The 24,991-nt window shown below is 71.0% G+C and carries 25 protein-coding genes; 15 read left to right on the forward strand and 10 right to left on the reverse strand.

Going from position 1 to position 24,991, the window contains the following annotated elements:
* Positions 1-131: 131 nt before the first annotated feature.
* Together ACSMTC_RS07255 and ACSMTC_RS07260 are read left to right on the forward strand one after the other, a co-directional pair.
* Positions 132-989 carry an arylamine N-acetyltransferase family protein gene (locus ACSMTC_RS07255; protein WP_436558810.1) on the forward strand — a complete coding sequence of 286 codons (858 nt, stop codon included), beginning with the start codon at positions 132-134 and terminating at the stop codon, positions 987-989.
* Positions 982-1,746, forward strand: a complete 765-nt coding sequence (locus ACSMTC_RS07260) for an alpha/beta fold hydrolase (protein ID WP_436558811.1) — start codon at positions 982-984, stop codon at positions 1,744-1,746. The genes ACSMTC_RS07255 and ACSMTC_RS07260 overlap by 8 nt, the downstream gene beginning before the upstream one ends.
* Before the next feature lie 63 nt (positions 1,747-1,809).
* Here ACSMTC_RS07260 and mgtA read toward each other — a convergent pair whose 3' ends face one another.
* Entirely contained in the window at positions 1,810-4,539 is a 2,730-nt protein-coding gene (gene mgtA, locus ACSMTC_RS07265) for a magnesium-translocating P-type ATPase (RefSeq protein ID WP_436558812.1), read from the reverse strand.
* Positions 4,540-5,174: 635 nt separating this feature from the next.
* On the opposite strand from mgtA, the gene ACSMTC_RS07270 reads away from it, so the two are divergent.
* A complete protein-coding gene (locus ACSMTC_RS07270; RefSeq protein WP_436558813.1) occupies positions 5,175-5,996 on the forward strand; it encodes a polysaccharide deacetylase family protein in 822 nt (273 codons plus the stop codon).
* Positions 5,997-6,058: 62 nt separating this feature from the next.
* A complete protein-coding gene (locus tag ACSMTC_RS07275) occupies positions 6,059-7,060 on the forward strand; it encodes a ketopantoate reductase family protein (protein ID WP_436558814.1) in 1,002 nt (333 codons plus the stop codon).
* A 175-nt stretch (positions 7,061-7,235) separates the two neighbouring features.
* On the opposite strand, the gene ACSMTC_RS07280 is transcribed toward ACSMTC_RS07275, so the two are convergent.
* A complete protein-coding gene (locus ACSMTC_RS07280) occupies positions 7,236-8,054 on the reverse strand; it encodes an SDR family NAD(P)-dependent oxidoreductase (RefSeq protein WP_436558815.1) in 819 nt (272 codons plus the stop codon).
* A 278-nt stretch (positions 8,055-8,332) separates the two neighbouring features.
* On the opposite strand from ACSMTC_RS07280, the gene ACSMTC_RS07285 reads away from it, so the two are divergent.
* Together ACSMTC_RS07285 and ACSMTC_RS07290 are read left to right on the forward strand one after the other, a co-directional pair.
* Positions 8,333-9,202: a 3-hydroxybutyryl-CoA dehydrogenase gene (locus ACSMTC_RS07285; RefSeq protein ID WP_436558816.1), complete on the forward strand. Its 870-nt coding sequence runs from the start codon at positions 8,333-8,335 to the stop codon at positions 9,200-9,202.
* 451 nt (positions 9,203-9,653) lie between these two features.
* On the forward strand, positions 9,654-9,914 hold the full coding sequence (locus ACSMTC_RS07290) for a hypothetical protein (RefSeq protein WP_436558817.1): 261 nt from the start codon (positions 9,654-9,656) through the stop codon (positions 9,912-9,914).
* A 381-nt stretch (positions 9,915-10,295) separates the two neighbouring features.
* On the opposite strand, the gene ACSMTC_RS07295 is transcribed toward ACSMTC_RS07290, so the two are convergent.
* Positions 10,296-10,868, reverse strand: a complete 573-nt coding sequence (locus ACSMTC_RS07295; RefSeq protein ID WP_436558818.1) for a TetR/AcrR family transcriptional regulator — start codon at positions 10,866-10,868, stop codon at positions 10,296-10,298.
* Positions 10,869-11,012: 144 nt separating this feature from the next.
* Between ACSMTC_RS07295 and ACSMTC_RS07300 the strand changes: the two genes are divergently transcribed.
* The 9 genes from ACSMTC_RS07300 to ACSMTC_RS07340 all read left to right on the forward strand — a co-directional run bounded on the left by ACSMTC_RS07300 (position 11,013) and on the right by ACSMTC_RS07340 (position 16,759).
* A complete protein-coding gene (locus ACSMTC_RS07300) occupies positions 11,013-11,750 on the forward strand; it encodes an SDR family oxidoreductase (RefSeq protein ID WP_436558819.1) in 738 nt (245 codons plus the stop codon).
* Between the two features lie 102 nt (positions 11,751-11,852).
* A complete protein-coding gene (locus tag ACSMTC_RS07305; RefSeq protein ID WP_436558820.1) occupies positions 11,853-11,987 on the forward strand; it encodes a hypothetical protein in 135 nt (44 codons plus the stop codon).
* A 30-nt stretch (positions 11,988-12,017) separates the two neighbouring features.
* Entirely contained in the window at positions 12,018-12,599 is a 582-nt protein-coding gene (locus ACSMTC_RS07310; protein ID WP_436558821.1) for a DUF6879 family protein, read from the forward strand.
* The gene (locus ACSMTC_RS07315) at positions 12,596-13,444 is read left to right on the forward strand and encodes a helix-turn-helix domain-containing protein (protein WP_436558822.1); all 849 of its coding nucleotides are present in this window, start codon (positions 12,596-12,598) and stop codon (positions 13,442-13,444) included. Before ACSMTC_RS07310 ends, ACSMTC_RS07315 begins: the two co-directional genes overlap by 4 nt.
* Positions 13,445-13,736: 292 nt before the next feature.
* The gene (locus tag ACSMTC_RS07320; RefSeq protein ID WP_436558823.1) at positions 13,737-13,928 is read left to right on the forward strand and encodes a hypothetical protein; all 192 of its coding nucleotides are present in this window, start codon (positions 13,737-13,739) and stop codon (positions 13,926-13,928) included.
* The gene (locus ACSMTC_RS07325) at positions 13,928-14,113 is read left to right on the forward strand and encodes a hypothetical protein (RefSeq protein WP_436558824.1); all 186 of its coding nucleotides are present in this window, start codon (positions 13,928-13,930) and stop codon (positions 14,111-14,113) included. The genes ACSMTC_RS07320 and ACSMTC_RS07325 overlap by 1 nt, the downstream gene beginning before the upstream one ends.
* A 38-nt stretch (positions 14,114-14,151) precedes the next feature.
* Positions 14,152-14,571 (forward strand): hypothetical protein, encoded by a 420-nt coding sequence (locus tag ACSMTC_RS07330; RefSeq protein WP_436558825.1) that lies wholly within the window; start codon positions 14,152-14,154, stop codon positions 14,569-14,571.
* Positions 14,572-14,904: 333 nt separating this feature from the next.
* A complete protein-coding gene (locus ACSMTC_RS07335) occupies positions 14,905-15,462 on the forward strand; it encodes a DoxX family protein (protein ID WP_436558826.1) in 558 nt (185 codons plus the stop codon).
* Between the two features lie 298 nt (positions 15,463-15,760).
* Entirely contained in the window at positions 15,761-16,759 is a 999-nt protein-coding gene (locus tag ACSMTC_RS07340) for a phospholipase D-like domain-containing protein (RefSeq protein ID WP_436558827.1), read from the forward strand.
* Between the two features lie 149 nt (positions 16,760-16,908).
* On the opposite strand, the gene ACSMTC_RS07345 is transcribed toward ACSMTC_RS07340, so the two are convergent.
* From ACSMTC_RS07345 to rpmI, 7 genes are all read right to left on the reverse strand, one after another.
* Positions 16,909-17,745 (reverse strand): chitosanase, encoded by an 837-nt coding sequence (locus ACSMTC_RS07345; protein ID WP_436558828.1) that lies wholly within the window; start codon positions 17,743-17,745, stop codon positions 16,909-16,911.
* Positions 17,746-18,041: 296 nt separating this feature from the next.
* Positions 18,042-20,537, reverse strand: a complete 2,496-nt coding sequence (gene pheT / locus ACSMTC_RS07350; RefSeq protein WP_436558829.1) for a phenylalanine--tRNA ligase subunit beta — start codon at positions 20,535-20,537, stop codon at positions 18,042-18,044.
* Positions 20,537-21,658: a phenylalanine--tRNA ligase subunit alpha gene (gene pheS, locus ACSMTC_RS07355; RefSeq protein ID WP_436558830.1), complete on the reverse strand. Its 1,122-nt coding sequence runs from the start codon at positions 21,656-21,658 to the stop codon at positions 20,537-20,539. Before pheS ends, pheT begins: the two co-directional genes overlap by 1 nt.
* A gap of 341 nt (positions 21,659-21,999) precedes the next feature.
* Positions 22,000-23,112 carry a sensor histidine kinase gene (locus ACSMTC_RS07360; protein WP_436558831.1) on the reverse strand — a complete coding sequence of 371 codons (1,113 nt, stop codon included), beginning with the start codon at positions 23,110-23,112 and terminating at the stop codon, positions 22,000-22,002.
* A 143-nt stretch (positions 23,113-23,255) separates the two neighbouring features.
* Entirely contained in the window at positions 23,256-24,122 is an 867-nt protein-coding gene (locus tag ACSMTC_RS07365; RefSeq protein WP_436558832.1) for a TrmH family RNA methyltransferase, read from the reverse strand.
* A gap of 144 nt (positions 24,123-24,266) precedes the next feature.
* Positions 24,267-24,653 carry a 50S ribosomal protein L20 gene (gene rplT / locus ACSMTC_RS07370; protein ID WP_436558833.1) on the reverse strand — a complete coding sequence of 129 codons (387 nt, stop codon included), beginning with the start codon at positions 24,651-24,653 and terminating at the stop codon, positions 24,267-24,269.
* A gap of 114 nt (positions 24,654-24,767) precedes the next feature.
* On the reverse strand, positions 24,768-24,962 hold the full coding sequence (gene rpmI / locus ACSMTC_RS07375) for a 50S ribosomal protein L35 (RefSeq protein WP_030286227.1): 195 nt from the start codon (positions 24,960-24,962) through the stop codon (positions 24,768-24,770).
* Positions 24,963-24,991: the final 29 nt, after the last annotated feature.

Here is a 24,991-nt window from a genome sequence, read left to right on the forward strand (position 1 = left end):
ACCGGCACGGACCGCGCGAACCCTTCGCGGACGCCGCCGTCCCAGGCCGGCCCGTGGCCGACGCGCCGTCAGCGGACGGGTCGCCAACCCGCGGCCGACGCACTGTCAGTGGACCGGTCTAGGGTAGCCGCATGCTGAACCGCACGGTGATCGACCAGTACCTGCGCCGTCTCGGCCTGCCCGAGCCCGGCGCGCCGTCGGTGGCGGCGCTCTTCGCTCTGCACCGCGCCCATGTCGAGCAAGTGCCGTACGAGACACTGGACATCCACCTGGGCCGCCCGACCACGATCGATCCGGCGGATTCGACGGCCCGGGTGCTCCGGGGCCGCGGCGGGTACTGCTTCCATCTGAACGGCGCCTTCGGCACGCTGCTGGCGGCGCTCGGCTTCCAGGTGGAGTGGCACATCGGCGGGGTGCAGGACCGCGACCCCGGTGCCGGGGCCGGGGCGAGCGGGGACCACCTGGTGCTCACGGTGGACTGCGAGGGCGAGCGCTGGCTGGTGGACGTCGGCCTCGGCGACGGCCTGTACGAGCCGCTGCCGCTGCGCGAGGGGGACTACCGGCAGGGCCCGTTCAGGTACCGGCTGGCCGCCTCGAAGGCCGAGGTCGGCGACTGGCGCTTCGATCACGATCCGCAGGGCTCGCTGCTCGGGATGGACTTCCTCTCCGGGCCCGCCCGGCAGGCCGACTTCGAGGCCAAGCACCGGTGGCTCTCGACCTCGCCCGAGTCCCCGTTCGCCCGTGCGGTCTGCGCCATCCGCCGGGATGCCGAGGGTGTGGACGCGCTGCGGGGCTGCATGCTGGTCCGCCTCGACGCCGGCGGGCGGCACCGCCACGAGATAACCGACCCGGGCGAGTGGTACGCCACCCTGGCCGACCGCTTCGGTCTGGCCCTGGCCGAGGTGGGCCCCGCCGAGCGCGAGGCGCTCTGGCAGCGGGTGTACACGGTCCACCAGGAATGGAAGGAGAAGGTGGCCGAGCATGCGTAGTGCCGCTGTCACCGCCGGCGGAGACCTGATCCGCTGGGTCGAACTCCCCGGCGCCGAACCGGCCAGGGTGTACGTCCACGGGCTGGGAGCGAGCTCGCTCCCGTACTTCACCGAGGCCGCGCTGCACCCGTTGCTGGCCGGCCGCCGCTCGCTCCTCGTCGACCTGCTCGGCTTCGGGATCAGCGACCGTCCGACCGACTTCGACTACACCCTCGAGTCGCACGCCGACGCCCTGGCGGCGGCGATCGAGGCGGCCGGGGTCGAGCAGGCGCAGCTGGTCGCGCACAGCATGGGCGGCTCGGTGGCGATCGTGCTGGCCACCCGCCATCCGCACCTGGTCCGCGGCCTGGTCCTGCTGGACGCCAATCTGGATCCGGTGACCCCCGGCCCGAAGTGGCTGGGCAGCGGGCGGATCGCCTGGTACTCCGAGGAGGAGTTCCTGGCCTCCGGCTGGGCGGAGACCGAGCGGGTGGCCGGCTCGCACTGGTGGTCGACCATGCGGCTGGCCGGGCGGGAGGCGCTGCACCGCAGCTCGGTGCACCTGTGCCGGGGCAGCGAGCCGGTGATGCGCCGGCAGCTGCTCGATCTGAGCATCCCCCGTACCTTCCTGTACCCGGCCGACGACGGGCCGCTGCCCGGCGCTGCCGAGCTCGCCGAGGCCGGGGTCTCGGTCGTCGCCGTGCCCGGCAGCGGCCACAACATCATGCTCGACGACCCGGACGCCCTCGCCCGGGCCGTCGCCGCCATGGAGCCGTGACCGGGGTGCGGGGAGCCGTCCGCACGGCGGCGCCGTCCGGGCGGCTCCCCGCACCCCCGGGGGTCAGAGCCAGCTGTTGAAGCGCCGGATGTACCAGCCCTTCACCACCTGGGTGAGCAGGCAGTACCCCAGCAAGGTCCCGGCCAGCCACGGGAAGTACGCCACCGGCAGCGGTTCCATGCCGAGTCCCGCAGCCAAGGGCGTGAACGGCAGTACCAGGCCGAAGCCCATCACCAGTACGGTCATCACGATCACCGGCAGCGAGGCCCGCGACTGGATGAACGGGATCTTCCGGGTGCGCAGCATGTGCACCACCAGGGTCTGGGTGAGCAGCCCCTCCACGAACCAGCCGCTCTGGAACAGCGACTGGCCGGCGTCGGTGTTCGCCGCGAAGACGTGCCACATCAGCAGGAAGGTGGTGATGTCGAAGACCGAGCTGACCGGGCCCATCACCAGCATGAACCGCCCGATCCCGCGCGGGTCCCAGCGCCGTGGCCGGCGCAGGTACTCGCGGTCCATCCGGTCCCACGGGGTGGCCAGCTGGGACACGTCGTACGCGAGGTTCTGCACCAGCAGCTGACCGGCGAGCATCGGCTGGAACGGGATGAACGCGCTGGCCACCAGGACCGAGAAGACGTTGCCGAAGTTCGAACTGGCCGTCATCTTGATGTACTTGATGGTGTTGCCGAAGGTGGTCCGGCCCTGCAGCACACCCTGCTCGAGCACCGTGAGGTCCTTCTCCAGCAGGATGATGTCGGCCGACTCCTTGGCGATGTCCACCGCCGTGTCCACCGAGATGCCGACGTCGGACTCGCGCAGCGCGGCGGCGTCGTTGATGCCGTCGCCGAGGAAGCCGACGGTGTGGCCGTCCGCCTGCAGCGCGCGGACGATCCGGGCCTTCTGCACCGGGTTGGCCTTGGCGAAGACCGTGGTGCGGGCGGCGAGTTCACGCAGTTCGGCGTCGTCCAGGGCGTCGATGCGGGCGCCGGTGACCACCTCGCCGACGTCCAGGCCCACCTCCGCGCAGACCCGGGCGGCGACCAGTTCGTTGTCGCCGGTGACGACCTTGACCGTGACACCGTGGTCGGCGAGTGCGCGCAGGGCCTCGGCGGCATCGGCCTTCGGCGGGTCGAGGAAGGCCAGGAACCCGACCAGGGTGAGCCCGTCCTCGTCCGCGACCGAGTAGGTGTCACGGACCGGCGGCAGGCTGCGGACGGCGACGGCCAGCACCCGCAGGCCCTCGCGGTTGTTGTCCTCGGCGGTCCGGGTGGCGCGGGCGCGCAGTTGCGGGTCGAGCGGCCGGCGCTCACCCCGGTCCATCAGGTGGCTGCACAGACCGAGGACCTCCTCGACCGCGCCCTTGGTGATCAGGATGTGCTCGGCGCTTTCGGCATCCTCCAGCAGGTCGTTGCGGGAGAGTACGACGGACATCCGGCGGCGGGCGAAGTCGAAGGGGATCTCGTCGATCATCGTGAAACGGGCATCGACGACAACCTCCTCGGCCTCGTCCACCCGGTCGATGACGGCCTGGTCCAGCAGGTTGCGCAGGCCGGTCTGGAAGTGGCTGTTGAGGTAGGCGTACTGGAGCACCTCGTCATCCGCGCCGCCGTGCACGTCGAGGTAGCGGTCGAGGACGATCCGGTCCTCGGTGAGCGTGCCGGTCTTGTCGGTGCAGAGCACGTCCATCGCGCCCAGGTTCTGGATCGCGTTCAGCCGCTTGACCACGACCTTGCGCCGGGACATCGAGACGGCACCCTTGGCGAGGTTGGTGGTGACCACCATCGGCAGCATCTCGGGGGTGAGCCCGACCGCGACCGCGACCGCGAACAGGAAGGCCTCGCCCCAGTCCCCCTTGGTCAGGCCGTTGAGGGCGAACACCACCGGGACCATCACCAGCATGAAGCGGATCAGCAGGAAGCTGACCCTGCGCACGCCGGTGTCGAAGCCGGTCTCGGGGCGCGCGCCGGTGAGCGAGCTGGCCATCGAGCCGAAGTAGGTGTCCGACCCGGTGGCGACCACCACCCCGCTCGCCGTGCCGGAGGTCACCGAGGTGCCCATCAGCGCCAGGTTGTCGGCCTCGACGGGGTCGCCGGTCCCCTGCTGCCCGAGGTCGGCGGTACGGGTGTCGGCCTTGGCGACCGGCAGCGACTCACCGGAGAGCGCCGCCTGGCTGATCATCAGATCCTTGGCCGCCAGCAGCCGCAGATCGGCCGGGACCAGGTCGCCGGCGGCCAGCCGGACGATGTCGCCGGGCACCACCCGCTCCATCGGCACCTCCTGCACCGACGGCCCGCCGGAGCGCCCGGCCCGGCGCTGGACCGCGGTCGTGGTGGTGACCAGTGCCCGCAGCGCGGCGGCGGCCCGGCTGGAGCGGAACTCCTGGACGAACCGGAGCAGCACGCTGATCAGCACCATGCTGGAGATGATCACGGCTCCGGTGTGGTCCCCGGTCAGGTACATCACCAGGTCGAGCCCGGTCAGCACCAGGATGAACGGGTTGGCGAAGGCCTTGGCCAGCTGGACGGCCCAGTGCGGCGCGCGCTCCTGGGCGACGGTGTTGGGACCGTGCTCCGCCAGCCGCCGGGCGGCCTCCTGGAAGCGCAGGCCGTGCCGGGAGGCTTCCAGCTCGGCCAGCACCTCGGCGGCCGGGCGGGCGCTCAGCGCGGCCAGCCGCTCGCCGACCGCCCGGGTACGGGCCTGCAGCTCGGCGGCCTTGCGCTCGCGACGGGTACGGGACTTGGTGGGTGCGGAGCCCGGCGGAGCCAGGCGCTGAGGGGTCATCAGATCGGTCATGGCAAACCTCCGTCCGCGCGCCAGGGCATGACGGCATCGCCGGCTGGCGGCAGGAAGCCGGACCGTGCGCGCGGAAGAATCGGAAAGCTGGCGGGGCAGCGGACAGTGCCCCGCTCGGACAGGGGGGCGCGCGGCCGGAAAAAGGACCTCGCCGCTGCCCGGAACCCGCCGCACCCCGGAACCCGGTGGTCCCAGGGGGCATGGCAGTCTCAGGAGGACGGTGGTCTCAAGAGCTCGGAGGTCTCCGGCGCTCGGAAGGCCGAAACGGCCCCGACCGGCGGAACGGAGCTCGACAGGAAGGGCTCGGCCGCGCGTCTGCAGCGCTCGGGGGCCGTCAGCAGCCGATCAGGTCGGGATCAGGCGGCCGTGCGCTGCGTGCAAGGACTTCCTTCGGGACTCATCCCGAATCACCTCCTGGCTCGCGCGGTCGGACGGACGGGCCCACCTGCTCGGCAGGGCGGGCCCCGGTACCTTCGCGTTCGACCGTGCCACAGAGCCCCATTCGAAGTCAACCAAGCCGGACAACTCCCCATTCCGAAGGCCGACCTGGTCAACTTCCGCAGCCGGGAATCCACCCGGCCCCCTCAGCGCGTCCGAGTCGCAGAGCCATTCGGAGCTGCTTAGGCTGACCCGCGATGACTGTCGACCGCCGCACTGTGCTGCGTTCCACGGCCGGGCTGGCCGCTCTCACCGCCGCCACCGGGGTCACCGCCGCCTGTGGCGACGGCGGTGGCGCGTCGGCGCGGAACCAACCGGGTACCGGTCCTTCGGCCACGGGCTCCGCACCCGCCGCGCCCGCCACCACTCCCGCCCCGGCGAGCCCGAGCCCGCCGCAGTTACCGCCGCTCTCCCCCGACACCCCCGTCGAGGTGGTCAACGGCCCGCGCGACCGGCCGCAGGTCGCGCTCACCTTCCACGGCCAGGGCGACCCGGCCCTCGCACTGGCGCTGCTCACCGCCGCCGAGCAGCACGGCGCCCGGCTCACCGTGCTGGTCGTCGGAAGCTGGCTGGACCAGCAGCCGCAGATGGCCCGCCGGATCCTGGACGGCGGCCACGAGCTCGGCAACCACACGCAGAACCACCGGGACATCTCCCGGATGCCGGTCGCCCAGGCCAGGGCCGAGGTGCAGCAGTGCGCCGACCGGCTGCTGCGGCTCACCGGCTCGATCGGCCGCTGGTTCCGGCCCTCCGCCGCCCAGTACGCCACCCCGATGGTCCGCGAACAGGCCAGGCTGGCCGGGTACGAGCACTGCCTCTCCTACGACGTGGACCCTCGCGACTACACCGACCCGGGCGCCGAGGTGGTGCAGCGCCGGGTGCTCAAGGCCGCCATCTCAGGCTCGGTGGTCGCCCTGCACATGGGCCACCGGGGCACCGTGGAGGCCATGCCCAGGATCCTCGACGGCCTCGCCGAAGCCGGTCTGAGCGCCGTGACCGCAAGTCAGCTCTGCGCGTAACCCGCAGGCTCTCCGCGCGTAGCACCTGTGCCCAACTGGGCATCTGTGCTTGGCTGCTGGCCATGCGCTACATCATCATCGGCGCCGGGGCCATCGGTGGCACGATCGGCGGACGACTGTACGAGGGCGGGTTCGAGGTGGTGCTGGTCGCGCGTGGTGCGCACGGCGCCGCACTGCGCACGGGCGGGCTGCGGTTCTCCACCCCGGAGGGCGTACGGGCGCTGCCCATCCCCACGGTCCCGGGCCCGGCCGAGATCGAGCTGCGGTCCGACGACGTCCTGGTCCTGGCCGTGAAGACCCAGCACACCGAGGGGGCCCTGACCGAGTGGGCGCCCCTCCCGGTCATCGGCGGTGCGGACAGCGGCCGCACGGCGGGTGAGATGCTGCCCCTCGTCTGCGCCCAGAACGGCGTGGAGAACGAACGGCTCGCCCTGCGCCGCTTCCGCCGGGTGTACGGGATGTGCGTCGTGGTGCCCGCCACCCACCTGGAGCCGGGCCGGGTCTCCGCCTCCGGCGCACCGCTCAGCGGCATCCTGCGCCTCGGCCGCTACCCCTCCGGCAGCGACGACACCGCCCGGCGGATCTCGGCCGACCTGGAGAAGTCGGTCTTCGCCGCTCCCGTCAGCGAGGACGTGATGCGCTGGAAGTACGGCAAGCTCCTCGGCAACGTGGCCAACGCGCTGGAGGCGGTCGCCGGTCCGATCACCGACGACCTGCGGCTGAAGGTGTACCGACGGGTTCAGCAGGAGTACGAGGCGGTGCTGCACGCCGCCGGGATCCCTTACACGACCGTCGAGGAGCTGCTGGCGGACCGCGGCGACCGGGTCCAGCTGCAGCCTCTGGAGGGCGAGGAGCGGGTCGGCAGCTCGTCCACCCAGAGCCTGATCCGGGGCACCGGCACCATCGAGACGGACTACCTGAACGGCGAGGTGGTGCTCCTCGGCCGCCTGCACGGGGTCCCGACCCCGGTCAACGAGGCCCTGCAACGCCTCGCCACGGAGTTCGCCCGCACCGGGCGCCCGCCCGGCAGCCTCTCCCTGGAGGAACTCGCCGCGCTCGCCTGAATTCCGGGGGCGCGGAGCCTCGCGGGAAGCCGACCGCCTTCGCGGTGAGCCGGACCGCCTTCGCGGCGGGCCGCCCGCGCACTCGGCTGACCGATCAGAGCCCCGCGCCCCGGCGGCCACCGCGTGCGCGGCCCCGCCCCACCCTGCCGGGCGGCTTCCCACTCCTGACACGGCCTCAGGCCATCGGATCCCCCGGCCCGTACGGGCGCAGCCGCAGCGTACGGGCGTCCGCCTCGCGGATCGCCTCGGCCTGGGAGAGCAGTTCCTCCAGGTTGTCCCGTCCCGCGTGGATGAACCGGCCGTGCAGCGAGTCGAAGCGCCCCCGGGCGACGTCCACCGCGATGGCGACCATGTACGGAATGCTGCCCCACTCGGTCTTGTCGGCGAACATCGGCATCCCCGCGGTCATGTCGGTGGCCACCGCACCGGGGCTGATGTCGAGCACCACGACCTGGTGGGCGGCGAGCGAGTCGGCGATGTTGTCGGAGAGCTGGAGCAGGGCGCCCTTGGAGGTGGCGTAGGCGGTGTAGCGGCCGTCCGGGCGCAGCGCGAAGCCGGAGTTGAGGTTGAGCACCCGGCCGCTGCCGCGCTCCACCATGGTGGGCAGCACGCAGCGCATCAGGTTGAACGGGCCGCGCAGGTTGGTCTCCACCACCTGCCACCACTGGTTGGCGTCCGCCTCCCACAGCGGCACCTCGGCCGGGTCCACCTGACCGGCGTTGTTGACCAGGAAGTCGACCGGTCCGAGGTCCCGTTCCACCGCCCGGACGGCTTCGCGGACCGCGCCCGGGCGGCACACGTCGGCGGTCACCGCGATGCCGCGCGCACCGTGGTCCGCGCACTCCTTGAGCGTGTCGGTCAGGGTCTCGTGGGTGCGGCCGACCAGCCCGACGGCCATGCCCTCGGCGGCCAGGCCGATCGCGATCTCCCGGCCGATCCCGCGCCCCGCCCCGGTGATCAGGCCGACCTGTCCTGTGAGCGATCCTGTCGGCATCCCTGCTCCCCGCTCTCGCCTCGGCTGGTTCGACCTCTGGATTCTGGCGGGCGGGCGACGGCCAGGCGACTCGGCCCGGCGGCGGAGCACCGGCGAACGCGGCGCATCTCATCCGGTCGGTCTAAGCACGGCTCAACGCCGACCGGACGCGAACGAGCGTTAGCACAAGTAGTACCGTCGTCGAGGCGATGTGGACGGCTCACCAGGCTGGACGCGCCGCCGGCTGAACCACAGCACCGCGCTGGGCCAACCCCAGCATCACCATGAAGGGCAACTGCGTGAGTGACATCGTGCGCGTCGGAGTGATCGGCTGCGGCCTCATGGGGTCGGGCATCGCCGAGGTCTTCGCCCGCTCGGGCCTGGAGGTCCTGGTCTCCGAGGCCAACGGCGAAGCCCTCGAACTGGGCCGTACCAGGCTGACCAACTCCCTGGAGACCGCCGTCCGGCGTGGCAAGCTGACCGAGGAGCAGCGCGAGGAGACGCTCGCCCGGCTCACCTTCACCACCGACCTCGCCGAGTTCGCCGACCGCGACCTGGTGGTCGAGGCGGTCGCCGAACGCGAGGACATCAAGGTCCAGATCTTCCAGACCCTGGACCGGGTCGTCGAGCGCCGGGACGCCATCCTGGCCTCCAACACCTCCTCGATCCCGATCGTCAAGCTCGCCGCCGCGACCTCCCGCCCGGAGCAGGTGATCGGCCTGCACTTCTTCAACCCGGCCCCGGTGCAGAAGCTGGTGGAGGTCATCCCGACCCTCACCACCTCGGCCGAGACCACCACCCGGGTCGAGGCCTTCGCCGTGCAGGCGCTCGGCAAGGAGCCGATCCGGGCCCGCGACCGGGCCGGCTTCGTGGTCAACGCACTGCTGGTCCCGTACCTGCTCTCGGCGGTCCGGATGTTCGAGTCGGGGGTGGCCACCGCCTCCGACATCGACAAGGGCATGGAGGCCGGCTGCGCCCACCCGATGGGCCCGCTGCGCCTGTGCGACCTGATCGGCCTGGACACCATCGTCTCCATCGCCGAGTCGATGTACGACGAGTACAAGGAGCCGCTGTACGCCGCTCCCCCGCTGCTGTCCCGGATGGTGGACGCGGGCCTGCTCGGCCGCAAGTCCGGCCGCGGCTTCTACGACTACACCGCGAGCGTCTGACCGACCGGTTCGCCGGTCGGCCGGTCCGACAACGGGCCGACCGGCGAACCGGGGCAGAGCTGACGCACTGTCACACCGCCCGGCACTTGGATACCTTCGGGGAGAACCCGGGGAGCATCGGCTCCGTTCCGCGCCGAGCCACTCGTCCACCGCGATTCGACCTCTCGCGACAGCCGGCCCCATATGGCGGCTCAACAGGTCGCCGATCGACGTGAAGTCACCCGCGACGCCCAGCGCACACTCAGCCAGGCCCGCATCCACGAGAGCAGCATCTCCCAACTTGCCACATACGGCCGGGAGTTATGCAGTCGCGACGCCAAGCAGCAGGGCCCCACTTCACTCAATCCGCCCACCGCGGTCACCCATCCCACTTATCATGTACGTGACGTGACGAGTCGTCACCGCAACTCATGCGGGCGCAGAGCCCGTTCGCCGAGCGAAGGAGCACCCCGTGACCTCCCTCAAGCGCGCCATCGTCACCGCAACAGCCGCACTGGCTCTCCTCACGGGCGCCAGCGCCGCAACCGCGACCGCAGCCACCCCGAAGGACTCGATGACCTTCACCGGCTACGGACCCACCCCGGCCGCCGCACACAACTCCGCCATGAGCATGGCGGCTTCCTGGGGCTACATCTGGCAGCAGTGCACCGACTTCTACCACCTGGACATTCACAGCAACCTGCTGAGGGACGACCTGTACTGCCTGCGCTGATCCGCCGGACAGACCGCAGTCACGCAAGATCAGCAGTTGTCACGCCGCTGTCAGCACCTCACGTGCACCGTCATCACCAAGGGCCCCGACCCCGGGGATCAATCGAACCGTGGTCGGCACTGAGATCGATCTTGGACGTCCAGCACAGCTCCGGGATGCGGCGTCAGGTTTCTCCGGAAGCCCGGTGGGCGCGGATGGCTACCGTCCACCGGGTGCCGGTGCCGGTGCCGCTGCCGGTGCCGGTGCCGCGCCTCCACCCCCGTCGACGGCGGCCTGCGCCCGCTGCGCGACCCGGGCGCCGGCGGTCTCGACGAGGACGACGAGGGCGAAGAATGACCGCCCGAGGCCCCGCCGTGGCGGAGCGGACCCACGCACGTGTCCTCACGGGCGGACCATGAGGCCGTCCAGGGTGAGGTCGAGCAGGCGCTCCGCCTGCTGTCGCTGTGCAGCACCCGCCGAGGTGAGGGCGATGCCTTCCAGGGCAGCACCGATGTCGGTGGGCTGGATGTCAGTGCGGATCGTTCCGGCGGCCGTGCAAGCGTCCATGAGTGAGGTGATGGCGGCCTGGATCATTTCCCGGCTGTGACCATAAGGATTGCTTCCCGTCGCGGCGATGGCACGCAGGGCGTCGATCATGCCGTACTTGGCGGTGACGTAGTCCAGGAACAGGCGTGTCCACGCGCGCAGGGCCTCGTCAGGCGACTTCTGTGCGAGCAGAGCGGGGGCGGCGTCGCACAGGTGGGCCACCTCGTTGCGGTAGACCGCTTCGACCAGGGCTTCCCGGGTGGGGAAGTTGCGGTACAGGGTGGCGCTGCCCACGCCCGCTTCCTTGGCGATGCGCTCCATCTGCGCGTCCAGCCCCTCCGTCGTGAACACGCGCGCAGCAGCCGTGAGGATCTTCTCCCTGTTGCGCCGTGCGTCAGCGCGCAACGGACGGTGCGCTTCGTCGGCCATCAGTCTCGCCATCCCTTCTCAGAGGCGTCTCGGATTGCTAAACGGGGGCGTCCCCACTTAATCTCTCCAGTAAGTGGGGGCGACCCCGTTTCAACTGTAGGTCAACGCGCTGACCGGCGCACGCCCCTCGGAAGGAACCTGATCATGTCGAGAATCCAGGGCAAGGTCATTGCGATCACAGGTGCCAGCAGCGGCATCGGCGAAGCGACCGCGACCCACCTCGCCGAAAAGGGTGCCCGGCTCGTGCTCGGAGCCCGGCGCGAGGACCAGCTGAGCGCTGTCGTGGACGGCATCACGGCAAAGGGCGGAACCGCCGTCGGCGTCATCGTCGACGTCACGCGCCGCGAAGACCTCCGGCGCCTGACGGACACGGCCCTCGACCGGTTCGGCCGGCTCGACGTCCTCATCTCCAACGCGGGCACGATGGCCGTCTCCCCGTTCGACGACCTGTGCCAGGACGACTGGGACGCCATGGTCTCCACCCACATCACCGGCCTGCTCAACGGCATCGGGGCAGCTCTTCCCGTCTTCCGCCGACAGCGCTCCGGCCATTTCATCAACGTCGGCTCCACCGCGGCCTACGTCGTCAAAACCCCCCAGGCCGTGTACGCGGCCACCAAGACGGCAGTGAAGGTGCTCACCGAGGGCCTGCGCCAGGAATCGGGACCCGACCTGCGAGTCACCCTCGTCTCCCCCGGCTTCACCAACACCGAAGGCATCGGCAAGGGAGCCAGCCCCGAGATCGCGGCCGCGATGACCCGGCAGCGCGACGAGATCGGCATGCCGCCCTCGGCCATCGCCTCCGCCATCGGCTACGCGATCGAGCAGCCCGACGGCGTCGACGTCAGCGAGATCGTCGTCCGGCCCACCGTGCAAGCCTGACGAGGAGGCGCCGCCACGTGCGTCCGGTTGGCCAGAACACATCTTTCCCGCCCCTGGCAGAGGGAAGAAACTCAGAGAAATTCTCGGCCAAGGGAGCTCGACATGCGGCTACGGTTCATCGGAAGCAACAGCGGTGGTGGTGGCGGCTGCCCGGCGGTCTATGAGACCGACCGGGACACCGTCGTCATCCAAGGCTGGAAGATCCGCCCTGAAGACCAGGCGTACGGTGACGTATGAGACCTGGCCGACGATGAGGACATCCTCGAAGTGCCACGCGAGCTGTTGGAGCGCTTCATCCCGAGGACGCCCTCAGCCTCGTCCGGTCTCGTCACCGGTGCCGAGTTCGACGCGCTGTTCGCCGACTTCGCCCACACCGCCCGTCGGCTGGAGACCCGCACGCACTACGACATCGAGAACGAGCGCGAGTCGTTCGACCAGTTCGTCAGCGGCGACGATGTCGATCTCGACTGGTTCGAGCCGTGGCTCAGCACCATGCGGCAGCAGACGGGGGCCGGGAAGACCGTCGCGCGGGTCCGTGTGGTGCCACCGGAACTGACCGACTACCTGCGGTACGAGCTCCACCTTGCCGAGAGCAACACGGCCGCTGGCGAAGACATCCGCTATCTCGACCGCGCTACGGCAGACAGCCTGTGTCTGCCGGACCGCGACTACTGGCTGTTCGACTCCCACACACTCGCTATCCTGCAGTTCACCGATGAGGGTCAACTGCTCGGAGCAGAGATCGTCACGGATCCGGCCGTGGTTGTCGAGCATGCGCGCTGGCTGGATGCCGCATTCCACCACGCCCGGCCGTACCGGGAGTTCGTCAAGGAGCATCCGCCGCGTTGAGCACCGCACGTCAGGGCGTCCACGAAGCCCGCGAAGAGCTCGGCGGCCGCCTCCGCTCCATCCGGGTGGCCGCCGAACTCGACGGCCGCACCCTGGCGCAGCGTCTGGGCTGGCCACCGAGCAAGGTCTCCAAGATCCAGCTTGGCCGCCAGGCCCCCACCGCCGGCGACATCCGGGACTGGGTGGCCGCCTGCGGCGCCCCGGAGGCCGCCGGCGAACTACTGGTGCTGTTGCGGGATTTGGACGGCAGATACGCGGAGTGGCGTCGTCAGCTCCGCGAAGGTCATGCCGTCGTGCAGCGATCGTGGGCCGAGACCGAGGCGGCCGCCGACACCCTCCGAGTGTTCGAAACCTGCTGGGTGCCGGGCCTGCTGCAGACAGCCGATTACGCCGCAGCCCGCTTCCGCGAACATGCTCGACTGAACGACAGCCCGCAGGACACCGACGCGGCCGTAGCGGCCCGGCTGGCCCGGCAGGAGGCCCTGTACTCGCCAGGGCGGAAGCGCTGGCACATCTTGCTGACGGAGGCCGCCCTGCTGTACGGCGTCGCCTCAGCCCAGGTCATGCGTGCCCAGATTGACCGACTGGTCTCTGCGACGACGCTTCCGGCCGTCCGGCTCGGTGTCATCCCGTTCCGGAAGCGGCTGCCGGTTTCACCCGCGCACGGGTTCTGGATCTTCGATGACAAGCAGGTCATCGTCGAGGTCGTCAGCGCTGAACTACGGCTCGGCCTTCCCGAGGAAGTCGCCCAGTACCGGAAGGTCTTCGACCTCCTCGCGTCGAGCGCACTGTACGACGCCGACGCCCGCAGAGCGCTCACCGCCGCAGCAGAGAGCTGGATCTGAGAAATCTTCAGAAATTTCATCGCTGCTTCCCCGGCATCACGCCAATGTGGTCACACAGAAGACCCGCTCCACCACGGAGCGTGGGTCTCCGATCGGCGAAATCCAGCCACCGACCGGAAGGCGAAGCTGTGGATGAAACACCGGCAGAGACGCAGCAGGGCGGCCCTTCGTGCCGCACCTGTGGAACCACCGACGTGCCGCTGCACTTCGACTCCGTGGCGCCGCCCGAGCGCATCGGCGAGCTGGTGGTGCGCGACCGGGGCCGCTGCATCGACTGCGTGGTGCACGGCCGGTGAGAACCCAGAGGACGTACGAGGAGTACAGAGCCGAGCGACGCCGCCGGGTGCTCGCGCCGGAGGGCTGGCAGCCCCTGGACGACTACGACCCGGCAGCCGCGGACAGGCTGCTCACTCGGCGCGGCGTCCCGAAGGGGTTCCCGTTCTGCGAGTGCGGATCCCCCAACTGCCCGGACAGGAAAGCGTGATGACCGGATACGAGCTCGTCCGGCTCCCACCGGATGACCGGGGCCGGCAGCTCTGGGCGGTCAGGAACACCGCCACCGGGACCTTCGTCGAGAACAACGGCGAGCGCGAAACCTTCGCGATCCGTGACACGGCCAGAGGCTGGATCCAGCGCCAGCGGTACATCGAGGGCCACATCGGGGCCTGATCGCACGGACGCCCCGCAGGCCGGGTCCCGCGAGAAAGATGCGCTCCCAGCGGCTGGTGTGGCCCGACTCCCCGGCCGACGGGGGCCAGGTCGCGGAGACCACCACCACCGTGACGCTCCCACCGCACGGGCGGTTCGACCCGTTCCCGTTCGCGATCGGCCTGCGCCTGCCCGAGGTCACGCACGCCCTTCAGGAGCACGACGACGGCAGCCGAACACTGTGGCTGTACAGCCTCGGCGACCCTGCGTGGGCATCGGTCACGTTCCGCGACGGCGAGCAGGTCCACCGGGTCCGCCGGTACGGCGCCCGGCAGCTGTGGGACGAGTTCGCGGCGGCGTACGCCTGGCGGCTCCTCAACGGCCGCCCCGGCATCGACCGGTTCGGCCTGACCGTCACCGCCGGCGGCCAGCGCGTCTGGCTGGACGAACCCGGCAACACCGTCCGCCACCTGCCATAGACCGGCAGGCGCGCCTCCGACAGCCGGCCGACCGCGCACGCCACCCTGCCCTGGCGCCCGAGCCAGGTCCGACCGGGGCTTCTACGCCTGCACCACGAGCCCCAGACCCCTCCCCACCACCGCCCGGCCCGGTTCTCCGGTCCGGGCGCCGGTGCTTTCGGTATCGGTGGGCCCGTGAGGGCCGGATGAAGATCATGTACCGCAGGTGATCTGACGGGTCGGCAGTTCACGCGCCGCGCCATCGGGGGATTTGTTCGAATTTGAATCATCGGGTACGGTCGAACCTCCCCCTCGGTTCAAATTTGAATCAATCCCCGAGCGCTGGAGACACGCATGCCGAACCTGACTGCCCTCGCTTCCGCCGCCCGCACCGAACGGGAGACCGACTGGAGGTCGTCGACCTCCCCGCACGCACACGACATCGGACTACTGCTGATCCGCCTCGCCCTGGGCCTGACCATGGCGGCCCACGGCAGCCAGAAGCTGTTCGGCTGGTTCGGCGGCGGGGGCATCGACGGCACCGGCGCCTTCTTCACCATGAGCGGCTACCCGGCCGGCAAGGCGATGGCCGTGGTGGCGGGCCTCACCGAGACCCTCGGCGGACTCGGCCTGGCCGTGGGCCTGCTCACCCCGCTCGCCGGCGCGGCACTGGTCGGCACGATGGTCAACGCGCTCGCGGTCGTCTGGGGCGGCGGCTTCTTCGCCCCGAAGGGCGTCGAGTACGAGCTGCTGCTGACGGCCGGCGCCGCCGGTATAGCCCTGACCGGCCCCGGCCGGATCGCCCTCGACCGCTTCCTGCCGGTACTGCGCTCGCACCGACTGGCCTACGGCGCCGCCGCCGTGGTGCTCGGCCTGGTGACCTCGGCGGTCATCCTGCTGCTGCGCAAGTGACCCGGCGAGTCACCGCAGCGTTTCAGTACAACCGCCAGGAACCACAGACACCGTGACGGGCAGTCGGGATGATTTCCCGACTGCCCGTCACGGGCTTTGGGAACCGATGGACCAGGCGGCACACAAGGGTCGCGCGCTAAAGAAATCGCCAAAATCAGGAACCTGTCGCGCCGTCAGAAATTAACCTTCTGCATCTACCCGCGTAAACTCCGGCAGCCCCACCATGGCTGAGCACCATCAAAAGGCCCACCCCCCACTGTCAGGGGTCCATCCCCCTTTCCCGGAGCCGGAGTTCAGCATGTCCAGATTCACCCTCGCCCGTCGCTCCTGCGCCGCCGCCGGTACCGCGCTGCTGTCCGCGATCGCCCTGCTCGCGGGCGCCGGCCAGGCGCCCGCGGCGACCGGCGGCTACTCGCTGCTCACCTTCCCGGACCAGGACCACAGCGCGGTCTACAACTTCATCAACTCGGCCACCACCTCGGTCGATGTGACCATGTACGAGCTGCGCGACACCACCGCGGTGGCCGCACTGGTGAACCGGGAGAAGGCCGGGGTGAACGTCCGGGTGATCCTGGACGCCAAGCACACCTCGGTGAACGGCTCGGCCTACTCCGCGCTCAAGGCGGCGGGCGTCGGCGTGACGTACTCCTCCTCGGCGTACGTCTACACGCACCAGAAGACCATCACGGTCGACGGCTCCAAGTCCCTGATCCTGACCGGGAACCTGGACTCCACGTACTACTCCTCCAGCCGTGACTACGGCGTCTTCGACAACGACCAGGCCGATGTCGCGGCGATCGAGCAGGTCTTCAACGCGGACTACGCCAAGACCTCCGTCACCCCGGCCGACGGCGACAACCTGGTCTGGTCCCCCACCGACTCGCAGAGCCAGCTGCTCAACCTGATCAACAACGCCCAGCACTCCCTGGACGTCGAGGAGCTGGAGTTCAGCGACACCGCCCTGGTGAACGCCATCGTGGCGGCCGAGCAGCGCGGGGTGACCGTGCGGGTGGTCGGCATGGACCCGAGCAGCTACGGGGACAACTTCGACCAGGTGACCGCGGCCGGCGGCTCGGTGGTCACCTACTCCTCCACCACCGGCCTGTACATCCACGCCAAGGCCATCGTCGCGGACTACGGCACCGCCACCGCCGAGGTCTTCGCGGGTTCGGAGAACTTCTCCGACAACTCGCTCAACAACAACCGCGAGCTGGGCCTGATCATCAACGACCAGGGCGTGCTCAACGGCGTCGAGAACACCTTCGCGACCGACTTCGCGAACGGCACTGCGTACTGAGCCGGTTGCCCCGGAACCGGGGCTGATCCGGGACCGACCGGCCCGGGAACAGCCGACCGGACACCCCAGGCCCGGGATCGACCGAGCAGGCCGCGGGGCGCCGTCCGCTTCGGACGGCGCCCCGCGGGCGGCACCTCACCCGGCCGTGATCAGCTGTTGATGGTGTACGGGTCGCCGTAGACCTTCCACTTCAGCGGCGGGTTGAGGTCGAAGTTCCCGGCCTTCAGGAAGACCCGCTGCTCGGTGTCGACCCTGCTGGTGTCGCTGTGCGCCTCCTCCTTCTTCATGACGGCCTTGCGGACGTCCAGGAAGGCGTTGAGGTAGGCGGCCTCGTCGCCGCCCTGGGCGGGCGTCCTGGCCTTCTTCATGGCGGCGGCGCGGATTCCGCCGAAGCTGTCCGAGTCGTCGCCCGGGCCGTGCATCACGATGGCGTCGTAGTAGATGAACTGGCCGAGCGCGCGCAGCCCGTCCGACTTGGCCTGTCCCACCGCCGGGTTGAAGTAGACCCGGTCGCGCTCGTCGTTCTGCGCCTGCTGGAAGACGGTGTCCTTGGCGGCGGTGGCCCAGTCCTTGGTGAACGGCGTGCCGAGGCCGGCGTGCGAGTCCGAGCCGTTGACCTTCTTCAGCGCCGGCAGGTACTTGGCGAGGATGTTGCCGGGCTTCAGGTCGGTGTAGTGCTGGACGAGTTCGAGCATGTCACCGGTGCCGGAGGTGAATCCGATGATCCCGCCGGTGTAGCCACGGCCGTCGCCGATGTCCTCGATGTACTTGTACTGGGCCTTCCAGTCCAGCGAGGAGTTCTCGGCGCTGGACACCAGCTGCATGGCGATGTCCTTCTTGTGCGGGTCGTCCAGGCCGGCCCCGGCCTTCACGGCCACGGCGGCGGGAGCGGCCGCATGTCCGATCCCTGCGGTGGCGAGCGTTGCGGGAAGTACGGCAAGCGCGACTGCGATGGCGATACGGCCGGCCCGGTGCTGCGAGTGCATATGACGCTCCGTCCTCTGTCGCCGGGCACAGGGGTGCCCGCGGCATGGTGGCCGTTAGGAAACTTTCCTAACCGTCCCTTGACGAAACGATTAACGCAGACCGGCATGCCCACCGCAAGGGTTCCGGAGCGCCGGATCCGAACCCGCCTCGGCCGTCGCCCCGGCCCAACAGCCGTGACAGCGGGGCGACTTCCCGGGTCGCAGCGGCCCCGTCGGGACCGGCCGGCTTCACTCGAAAACACCGAAGGGCCCCCGGAGCCGAAAGCTCCGGGGGCCCTTGGGGTACCGTCAGCGCATCACGCGCCGCGCAGCACCGCGCCCGTACGGGCCGAGGCGGCCGCCACGGCGGACTCGCGCGCGGCCGAGGCCTCGTCCGCCGTCAGCGTACGGTCGGCGGCACGGAAGCGCAGCGAGTACGCCAGCGACTTCTTGCCCTCGCCCGCCTGCGCGCCGGTGAAGACGTCGAACAGCCGGATGGACTCCAGCAGTTCGCCCGCGCCCTCGCGCAGCGCGGTCTCCACCTCGGCGGCCGGGACGGCGGAGTCCACGATCAGGGCGACGTCCTGGGTGGCCACGGGGTACGAGGACACCGCCGGACCGTCCACCCGCCGTGCGCCGTCGGCGAACAGCAGGTCCAGGTCGAGCTCCATCACGCTGGTGCGCTCGGGCAGGTTCAGCGCCTTGATGACGCGCGGGTGCAGCTCACCCGCGTAGCCCACCACCCGGTCGCCGACGGCCAGTTCGGCGCAGCGGCCCGGGTGCCAGGGGGCGAGCTTGGCCTGACGGACCGTCAGCTCGACGTTGGCCGCACCGGCCACCGTACGGGCCGCCTCGATCGCGTCCGCCCAGCTGGAGGCACCGCCCTTGCCCCACCAGCCGGACGGCAGCCGCTCACCCGCGAGCGCCACCGCGATCCGGCGCGGCTGGTTCGGCAGCGCCGCGTCCAGGGCGGCGAGCTCCTCCGCGACCGGACGGCGGTCGACCGGCAGCCGCGGCGCGACCTTCAGCTCCGCCTTCGGCAGGAAGACCGTGCCCGTCTCGAACAGCGCCAGATCGGTGTTGCCCCGGCCGACGTTGCGGCGCAGCGCGCCGAGCAGGCCCGGCAGCAGCGAGGTCCGCAGCGACGGCTCCTCGTCGTTCAGCGGGTTGACCAGCCGGACCGTGCGGCGGCGCTCGTCGTCCTTCTCCAGGCCGAGCGCGTCCAGCACGCTCTCGCCGATGAACGGGTAGTTCAGCACCTCGACGTAGCCGGCCCCGGCCAGCGCCACGCCCGCGCGGCGGTCGAAGCGCTGGGCCTCGCTCAGCCCGCGGCCCGGCGGGACGGTGGGCATCCGGGCGGGCACGTTGTCGTAGCCCTCCAGGCGGATGACCTCCTCCGCGAGGTCGTACGGGTCGGTGAGGTCGGGGCGCCAGGTCGGCGGGGTGACCTCCAGGACGTCCGCGCCGATCACGGTGCAGCCGATCTCCTGCAGGCGCCGGGTGACGGTCTCGCGGCCGTACTCGGTGCCCGCGACCCGGTCCGGCAGGTCGGCGGCGATCTGGATGGTGCGCAGCGGGTGCGGGGCGGCGATGTCGGTGACACCGGCCTCGGCGGTGCCGCCGGCGATCAGGACCAGCAGGTCCACCGCGCGCTGGGCGGCGGCGCGGGCTGCCTCCGGGTCGACGCCGCGCTCGAAGCGCTTGGACGCCTCGGAGGGCAGCTTGTGCCGCTTGGCGGTACGGGCGACCGAGACCGGGTCGAAGTGCGCGGCCTCGACGATCACCTCGGTGGTGCCCGGGCCCGCGGCCGGGTCGAGGATCTCGGTGGAGGCCCCGCCCATGACCCCGGCCAGGCCGATCGGCCCGGAGCTGTCGCAGATCAGCAGGTCCTCGGGGGACAGCTTGCGCTCGACGCCGTCCAGGGTGGTGAGCTTCTCGCCCTGCTCCGCGCGGCGGACCAGGATCGGGCCGTCCACCCGCTGGCGGTCGTAGGCGTGCAGCGGCTGGCCGACCTCCAGCATCACGTAGTTGGTGATGTCGACGGTCAGCGAGATCGGGCGGATGCCCGACTTCTGCAGCCGGCGCTGCAGCCAGATCGGCGACTGCGCGGTCGGGTCGACACCGGTGACGGTACGGGCGACGAAGCGGTCGCAGCCGGCCGGGTCGGCGACCTTGACCGGGTAGCCGTCGGCGTTGGCCGGGGGCACGTCCAGCAGCGCCGGGTCGGCCAGCGGCAGCCCGTACGCGGCGGCGGCCTCGCGGGCCACACCGCGCATGGACAGGCAGTAGCCGCGGTCCGGGGTGACGGCGATGTCCAGGACCTCGTCGACCAGCTGGAGCAGCTCGATGGCGTCGGTGCCCACCTCGTGGTGCGGCTCCAGCACCAGGATGCCGTCGTGGTCGTCGCCCATGCCCAGCTCGCGGGTGGAGCAGATCATGCCGGCCGAGGTGTGGCCGTAGGTCTGCCGCGCGGCGATCGGGAACGGGCCGGGCAGCACGGCGCCCGGGAGGACGACCACGACCTTGTCGCCGACGGCGAAGTTGCGCGCACCGCAGACGATCTCCTGCGGCTCGCCGGTGCCGTTGGCGTCGCCGACGTTGACGAAGCAGTGCCGGATCGGCTTCTTGAAGCCGGTCAGCTCCTCGATCGAGAGCACCTCGCCGACCACGATCGGGCCCTTGAGGTCGCCGCCGAGCTGCTCGACGGTCTCGACCTCGAGGCCCGCGCGGACCAGGCGGGCCGCGACGTCGCGGCCGGTCTCACCCGCCGGAAGGTCGACGTACTCGCGCAGCCAGGAAAGCGGGACGCGCATCAGATCTCCATCCCGAACGGGAGGGTGAAGCGCACGTCACCCTCGACCATGTCGCGCATGTCGGCGACGTTGTGACGATTCATCAGGATCCGCTCCAGGCCCAGGCCGAAGGCGAAGCCGCTGTAGCGGGCCGGGTCGACACCGCAGGCGACCAGCACGCGCGGGTTGACCACGCCGCAGCCGCCGAGCTCGATCCAGCCCTCCGAGGAGCAGGTCCGGCAGGGCTGGTCCGGGTTGCCGACGCTGGCTCCCCGGCAGACGAAGCACTGCAGGTCCACCTCGGCGCTCGGCTCGGTGAACGGGAAGTACGAGGGCCGCCAGCGCAGTTCGAGGTGGCCGCCGATCAGCTTCTCGACCAGGTGCTCGATGGTGCCCTTGAGGTCGGCGAAGGTGATGCCCTCGTCCACCGCGATGCCCTCGACCTGGCGGAAGACCGGGGTGTGGGTGGCGTCCAGCTCGTCGGTCCGGTAGACCCGGCCGGGGCTGACCGCGTACAGCGGGGGCTGGCGGTCGAGCATGGTGCGGATCTGCACCGGCGAGGTCTGGGTGCGCAGCACCACACCGGAGTCGGGCGAACCGTCCGGGGCCTGGACGAAGAAGGTGTCCTGCATGGACCGGGCCGGGTGGTCCGGGTGCAGGTTGAGGGCGTCGAAGTTGAGCCACTCGGCCTCGACCTCGGGCCCGGAGGCGACCTCGTAGCCCATGGCCACGAAGGTGTCCTCGATCCGCTCGGCGAGGGTGGTCAGCGGGTGGCGGGCGCCGCGCGGGGTGCGGTCGTACGGCAGGGTGACGTCCACCGCCTCCTCGACCAGCACCCGGGCGTCGCGCTCCGCCTCGAGCTCGGCCTGGCGCTTGGCCAGGGCCTTGTTGACGGCGCCACGGGCCTGGCCGATCAGCTTGCCCGCGGCGGCCTTGGCCTGCGGGGGCAGCGCGCCGATCTCGCGGTTGGCGAGCGCGAGCGGCGAGCGGTCGCCGGTGTGCGCGACCTTCGCCTCCTTCAGCTGCGCCAGGTCGCCGGCCGCCGCGAACGCGGCGATCGCCCCGTCCCTGGCCTGCTCCACCACCTCGGGCTTCAATGCCTCGACCTCTACCGGGTCGTACGACTTATTGGGTGCCGACATCGCTATCTTTCCCGTGCTCCTGCTCGTGAAGTGAAGGGGTCCGTCTCGCCCTTGCGCTACGCCCGGCGTGGCCGTGGCACGGGCAGCCGCTCCCGCACCGGTCAGGAAGGGTGTCCGCGGCGCGGCCGCGCAGGGCGTCCCACAACGCCAAAGGTCGAGTGTAGTCGCAGCGCGTACACGCCCTGGCGGGCGTCCGCGCCGCAGCGCCCGCCGGGCGGCGTCCTCGGCGGGGTCAACCGCGCGTCGGACGCCGCACGGCCCCTCGCGGCCCCGGGGTGCTGCTCGTCGCCTCCGGGGCACCGCGTGGCGGGGCGGTGCCGCTGTGGCCCGCCGGTGGGACTTCAGAGCATGAAGTCCGGCACACCGGCGGGCAGGATAAATCGGAACCGGGCGCCGCCGCCGGGCGCGCGGCTGATCCTGATGGTGCCGCCGTGGGCCTCGACGATGCCCTTGACGATGTAAAGGCCGAGGCCGGTACCGCCGCGCTTGGAGCCGCGCCAGAAGCGGGTGAAGACGCGTGGCATCGACTCCTCGGGGATGCCGGTGCCTTCGTCGCTCACGGTGACCGCGGTCCCTTCGATGACTCGGCCCTCCTGGGCCCTGGGCGGGGTGCCGGGACGCTCCCAGCCGGCCGCCTCCACCAGTTCCTTGGCGGGCGCCACCTCGATCGTGACAGTTCCCTCGCCGTGCCGCACCGCATTTTCCAGCAGGTTGGCCAGCACCTGGTCGATCTTGTCGGGGTCGGCCCAGAGCTCGGTGAGCGGCTCGGTGACCCTGATGTCGAAGCGCTCGGCCGGGATCCCGGCGGCGACCTTGCCGTCCACGTGCCGCCGCACCGCCGCCGCCAGGTCCACCACCTGCTTGTGGATCTCCAGCCGGCCGGCGTCGATCCGGGAGATGTCCAGGAGTTCGGCGATCAGGCGGGTGACCCGGTCCGCGTCGGCGTCGACGGTCTCCAGCATCACCCGCTTCTGCCCGTCGGTGAACCGCTCCCACTTGGCCAGCAGGGTGGCGGTGAAGCCCTTGACGCTGGTGAGCGGCGAGCGCAGCTCGTGCGCGACGGTGGCGATCAGCTCGGCGTGGCTGCGCTCGGTGCGGCGGCGCGCCTCGGTGCCCCGCAGCGCGACCACCACCCGCTGGACGGGGCCGCAGGGCCGCTCGCGCACGTAGCGGGCGGAGACCAGCACCTCGCGGCCGCCGGGCAGCAGCAGGTTCCGCTCGGGCTGGCCGGTGCGGATCGCCAGCCCCCCGTACGGGTCGGTCAGCTGCCACCAGCGGCGGCCGTCCAGGTCCTCCAGCGGGAGCGCCTGCTCCAGCGGGGTGCCGAGGGCCGTCCGGATCCCGGTGAGCCTGGCGGCGGCACGGTTGAAGCAGACCACCTCGCCCGCCGCGTCGGCGATCACCAGTCCGTCCGGCAGGTCGTCCGGGTTCACCTGGGACCCGCTGCCGACCATGGGCGTCCTCCCCGCTCAGAGCCTCCGGCACCGGAGGCTGCCACCGCGTACCCGGCCCGTGCCCCGAGGCCCGGTCCACCGCGCGTTGGTATCGGTGGCACTACCCACCGTGTCCGTTCCCCCACGGCCCGACCCTAGCGCCACTACCCCCGTGCGCGACACCCTCCGGGCGAGCGCTGCGCACGAGCGGAGGCATAGAGGCACACGGCGGCGGCCGTGGCGAGGTTGAGGCTCTCGGCGTGCCCGTGAATGGGGACGCGCACCACCTCGTCGGCGAGTGCGCGGGTCTCCTCCGGCAGACCCCAGGCCTCGTTGCCGAACACCCAGGCACCGGGCGCACCCAGGGTGCCCTCGTCCAGCTCCTGGTCGAGGTCGCGCTCCCCCGCGCCGTCGGCGGCCAGCACCCGTACGCCCGCCCGGCGCAGGCGGTCGACCGCCTCCTCGATCGGGACGCCGGTGGCCACCGGCAGGTGGAACAGGCTGCCCACCGAGGCCCGGACGGCCTTCGGGTTGTACGGGTCCACCGAGGCGTCGGTGAGGATCACCGCGTCGGCCCCGGCGGCGTCGGCGGTGCGCAGCACGGTGCCCGCGTTCCCGGGGTCGCGCACGTGCGCCAGCACGGCGACCAGCTGCGGGCGGGCCTTCAGCACCTCCTCGAAGGGGGTGTCGATGAAGCGGCACAGCGCGACGATGCCCTGCGGGGTCACGGTGTCGCAGATCTCGGCGATCACCTCGTCGGTGGCGGTGAGCACCGGCAGGTCCTGCGCCCCGGCCGCGGCCACGATGTCGGCATGCCGGTCCAGTGCCTGCGGCGTCAGGTAGATCTCGACCACGGCGTGCTCGTCCGAGCCCGCCAGCCGCCCGTACGCGACGGCCTCCCGGACCGCCTGCGGACCCTCGGCCAGGAAGCGGCGCTCCTTGCTGCGCTGGTTGCGGCGGGCCAGCTTGCGGGCGGCGACGACGCGCGGGGAGCGCACGGAGGTGAGCAGGGGGGTGTCGGTGCTCTGCATGCTCTCGTTCTCTGTGGGCAGCCGCGGGCTGCTGTGGACAGCCGGGTGCGGCTCTGCGGGAACCCTCGGGAAGCACTCAGACCCGCAGGCGGCGGGCCTGCGGGTCTGAGCGGATCAGCTACGGTGCCGAAGCTCCGGCCTTGATCAGGCGGCGACCTTGGGGGCGTTGACGTCCTCCGGCAGCGCCTTCTGGGCGACCTCGACCAGCGCGGCGAACGCGACCTGGTCGTTGACGGCCAGCTCGGCCAGCATCTTGCGGTCGATCTCGACGCCGGCGGCCTTCAGACCCTGAACGAAGCGGTTGTAGGTGATGCCGTTGGCACGGGCCGCAGCGTTGATGCGCTGGATCCACAGCTGACGGAAGTCGCCCTTGCGCTTCTTACGGTCGTTGAAGTTGTAGACCAGCGAGTGGGTGACCTGCTCCTTGGCCTTGCGGTACAGGCGCGAGCGCTGGCCGCGGTAGCCGCTGGCGCGCTCCAGGATGACCCGGCGCTTCTTGTGGGCGTTGACTGCCCGCTTGACGCGTGCCACTTCGTTACTCCTTGGGTTGGACCACGGATTACTTCACGTGGTCCGTCATTCGAATGGGTCGGGAAGGATCAGCTGCCCCACCGGTCCGCGGTAGCGGCCCTGGCGGGAGGGCGATCACTTGCCCAGAAGCTTCTTGATCTTCTTGGCGTCGGCCGGGGCCATCTCGACCGTGCCGGCCAGCTTGCGGGTCAGCGTCGAGGGCTTGTGCTCGAGCAGGTGGCGACGGCCGGCACGCTCGCGCAGCACCTTGCCGGAGCCGCTGATCTTGAAGCGCTTGCTGGCGCCGCTGTGGGTCTTTTGCTTCGGCATGTCGCCGTATCTCCTCGTCGGTCCGCCCA

Source organism: Kitasatospora sp. HPM-01-4, from assembly GCF_051374625.1.
GTDB lineage: Bacteria > Actinomycetota > Actinomycetes > Streptomycetales > Streptomycetaceae > Kitasatospora.

Excerpts from the sequence above, each read along its gene's own strand:
- ACSMTC_RS07255 (WP_436558810.1), top strand. The coding sequence starts at position 132 with ATGCTGAACCGCACGGTGATCGACCAGTACCTGCGCCGTCTCGGCCTG.
- ACSMTC_RS07260 (WP_436558811.1), top strand. The coding sequence starts at position 982 with ATGCGTAGTGCCGCTGTCACCGCCGGCGGAGACCTGATCCGCTGGGTC.
- mgtA (WP_436558812.1), bottom strand. The coding sequence starts at position 4,539 with ATGACCGATCTGATGACCCCTCAGCGCCTGGCTCCGCCGGGCTCCGCA.
- ACSMTC_RS07270 (WP_436558813.1), top strand. The coding sequence starts at position 5,175 with ATGACTGTCGACCGCCGCACTGTGCTGCGTTCCACGGCCGGGCTGGCC.
- ACSMTC_RS07275 (WP_436558814.1), top strand. The coding sequence starts at position 6,059 with ATGCGCTACATCATCATCGGCGCCGGGGCCATCGGTGGCACGATCGGC.
- ACSMTC_RS07280 (WP_436558815.1), bottom strand. The coding sequence starts at position 8,054 with ATGCCGACAGGATCGCTCACAGGACAGGTCGGCCTGATCACCGGGGCG.
- ACSMTC_RS07295 (WP_436558818.1), bottom strand. The coding sequence starts at position 10,868 with ATGGCCGACGAAGCGCACCGTCCGTTGCGCGCTGACGCACGGCGCAAC.
- ACSMTC_RS07300 (WP_436558819.1), top strand. The coding sequence starts at position 11,013 with ATGTCGAGAATCCAGGGCAAGGTCATTGCGATCACAGGTGCCAGCAGC.
- ACSMTC_RS07305 (WP_436558820.1), top strand. The coding sequence starts at position 11,853 with ATGCGGCTACGGTTCATCGGAAGCAACAGCGGTGGTGGTGGCGGCTGC.
- ACSMTC_RS07325 (WP_436558824.1), top strand. The coding sequence starts at position 13,928 with ATGACCGGATACGAGCTCGTCCGGCTCCCACCGGATGACCGGGGCCGG.
- ACSMTC_RS07330 (WP_436558825.1), top strand. The coding sequence starts at position 14,152 with ATGCGCTCCCAGCGGCTGGTGTGGCCCGACTCCCCGGCCGACGGGGGC.
- ACSMTC_RS07335 (WP_436558826.1), top strand. The coding sequence starts at position 14,905 with ATGCCGAACCTGACTGCCCTCGCTTCCGCCGCCCGCACCGAACGGGAG.
- ACSMTC_RS07340 (WP_436558827.1), top strand. The coding sequence starts at position 15,761 with ATGTCCAGATTCACCCTCGCCCGTCGCTCCTGCGCCGCCGCCGGTACC.
- ACSMTC_RS07345 (WP_436558828.1), bottom strand. The coding sequence starts at position 17,745 with ATGCACTCGCAGCACCGGGCCGGCCGTATCGCCATCGCAGTCGCGCTT.
- pheT (WP_436558829.1), bottom strand. The coding sequence starts at position 20,537 with ATGCGCGTCCCGCTTTCCTGGCTGCGCGAGTACGTCGACCTTCCGGCG.
- pheS (WP_436558830.1), bottom strand. The coding sequence starts at position 21,658 with ATGTCGGCACCCAATAAGTCGTACGACCCGGTAGAGGTCGAGGCATTG.
- ACSMTC_RS07360 (WP_436558831.1), bottom strand. The coding sequence starts at position 23,112 with ATGGTCGGCAGCGGGTCCCAGGTGAACCCGGACGACCTGCCGGACGGA.
- ACSMTC_RS07365 (WP_436558832.1), bottom strand. The coding sequence starts at position 24,122 with ATGCAGAGCACCGACACCCCCCTGCTCACCTCCGTGCGCTCCCCGCGC.
- rpmI (WP_030286227.1), bottom strand. The coding sequence starts at position 24,962 with ATGCCGAAGCAAAAGACCCACAGCGGCGCCAGCAAGCGCTTCAAGATC.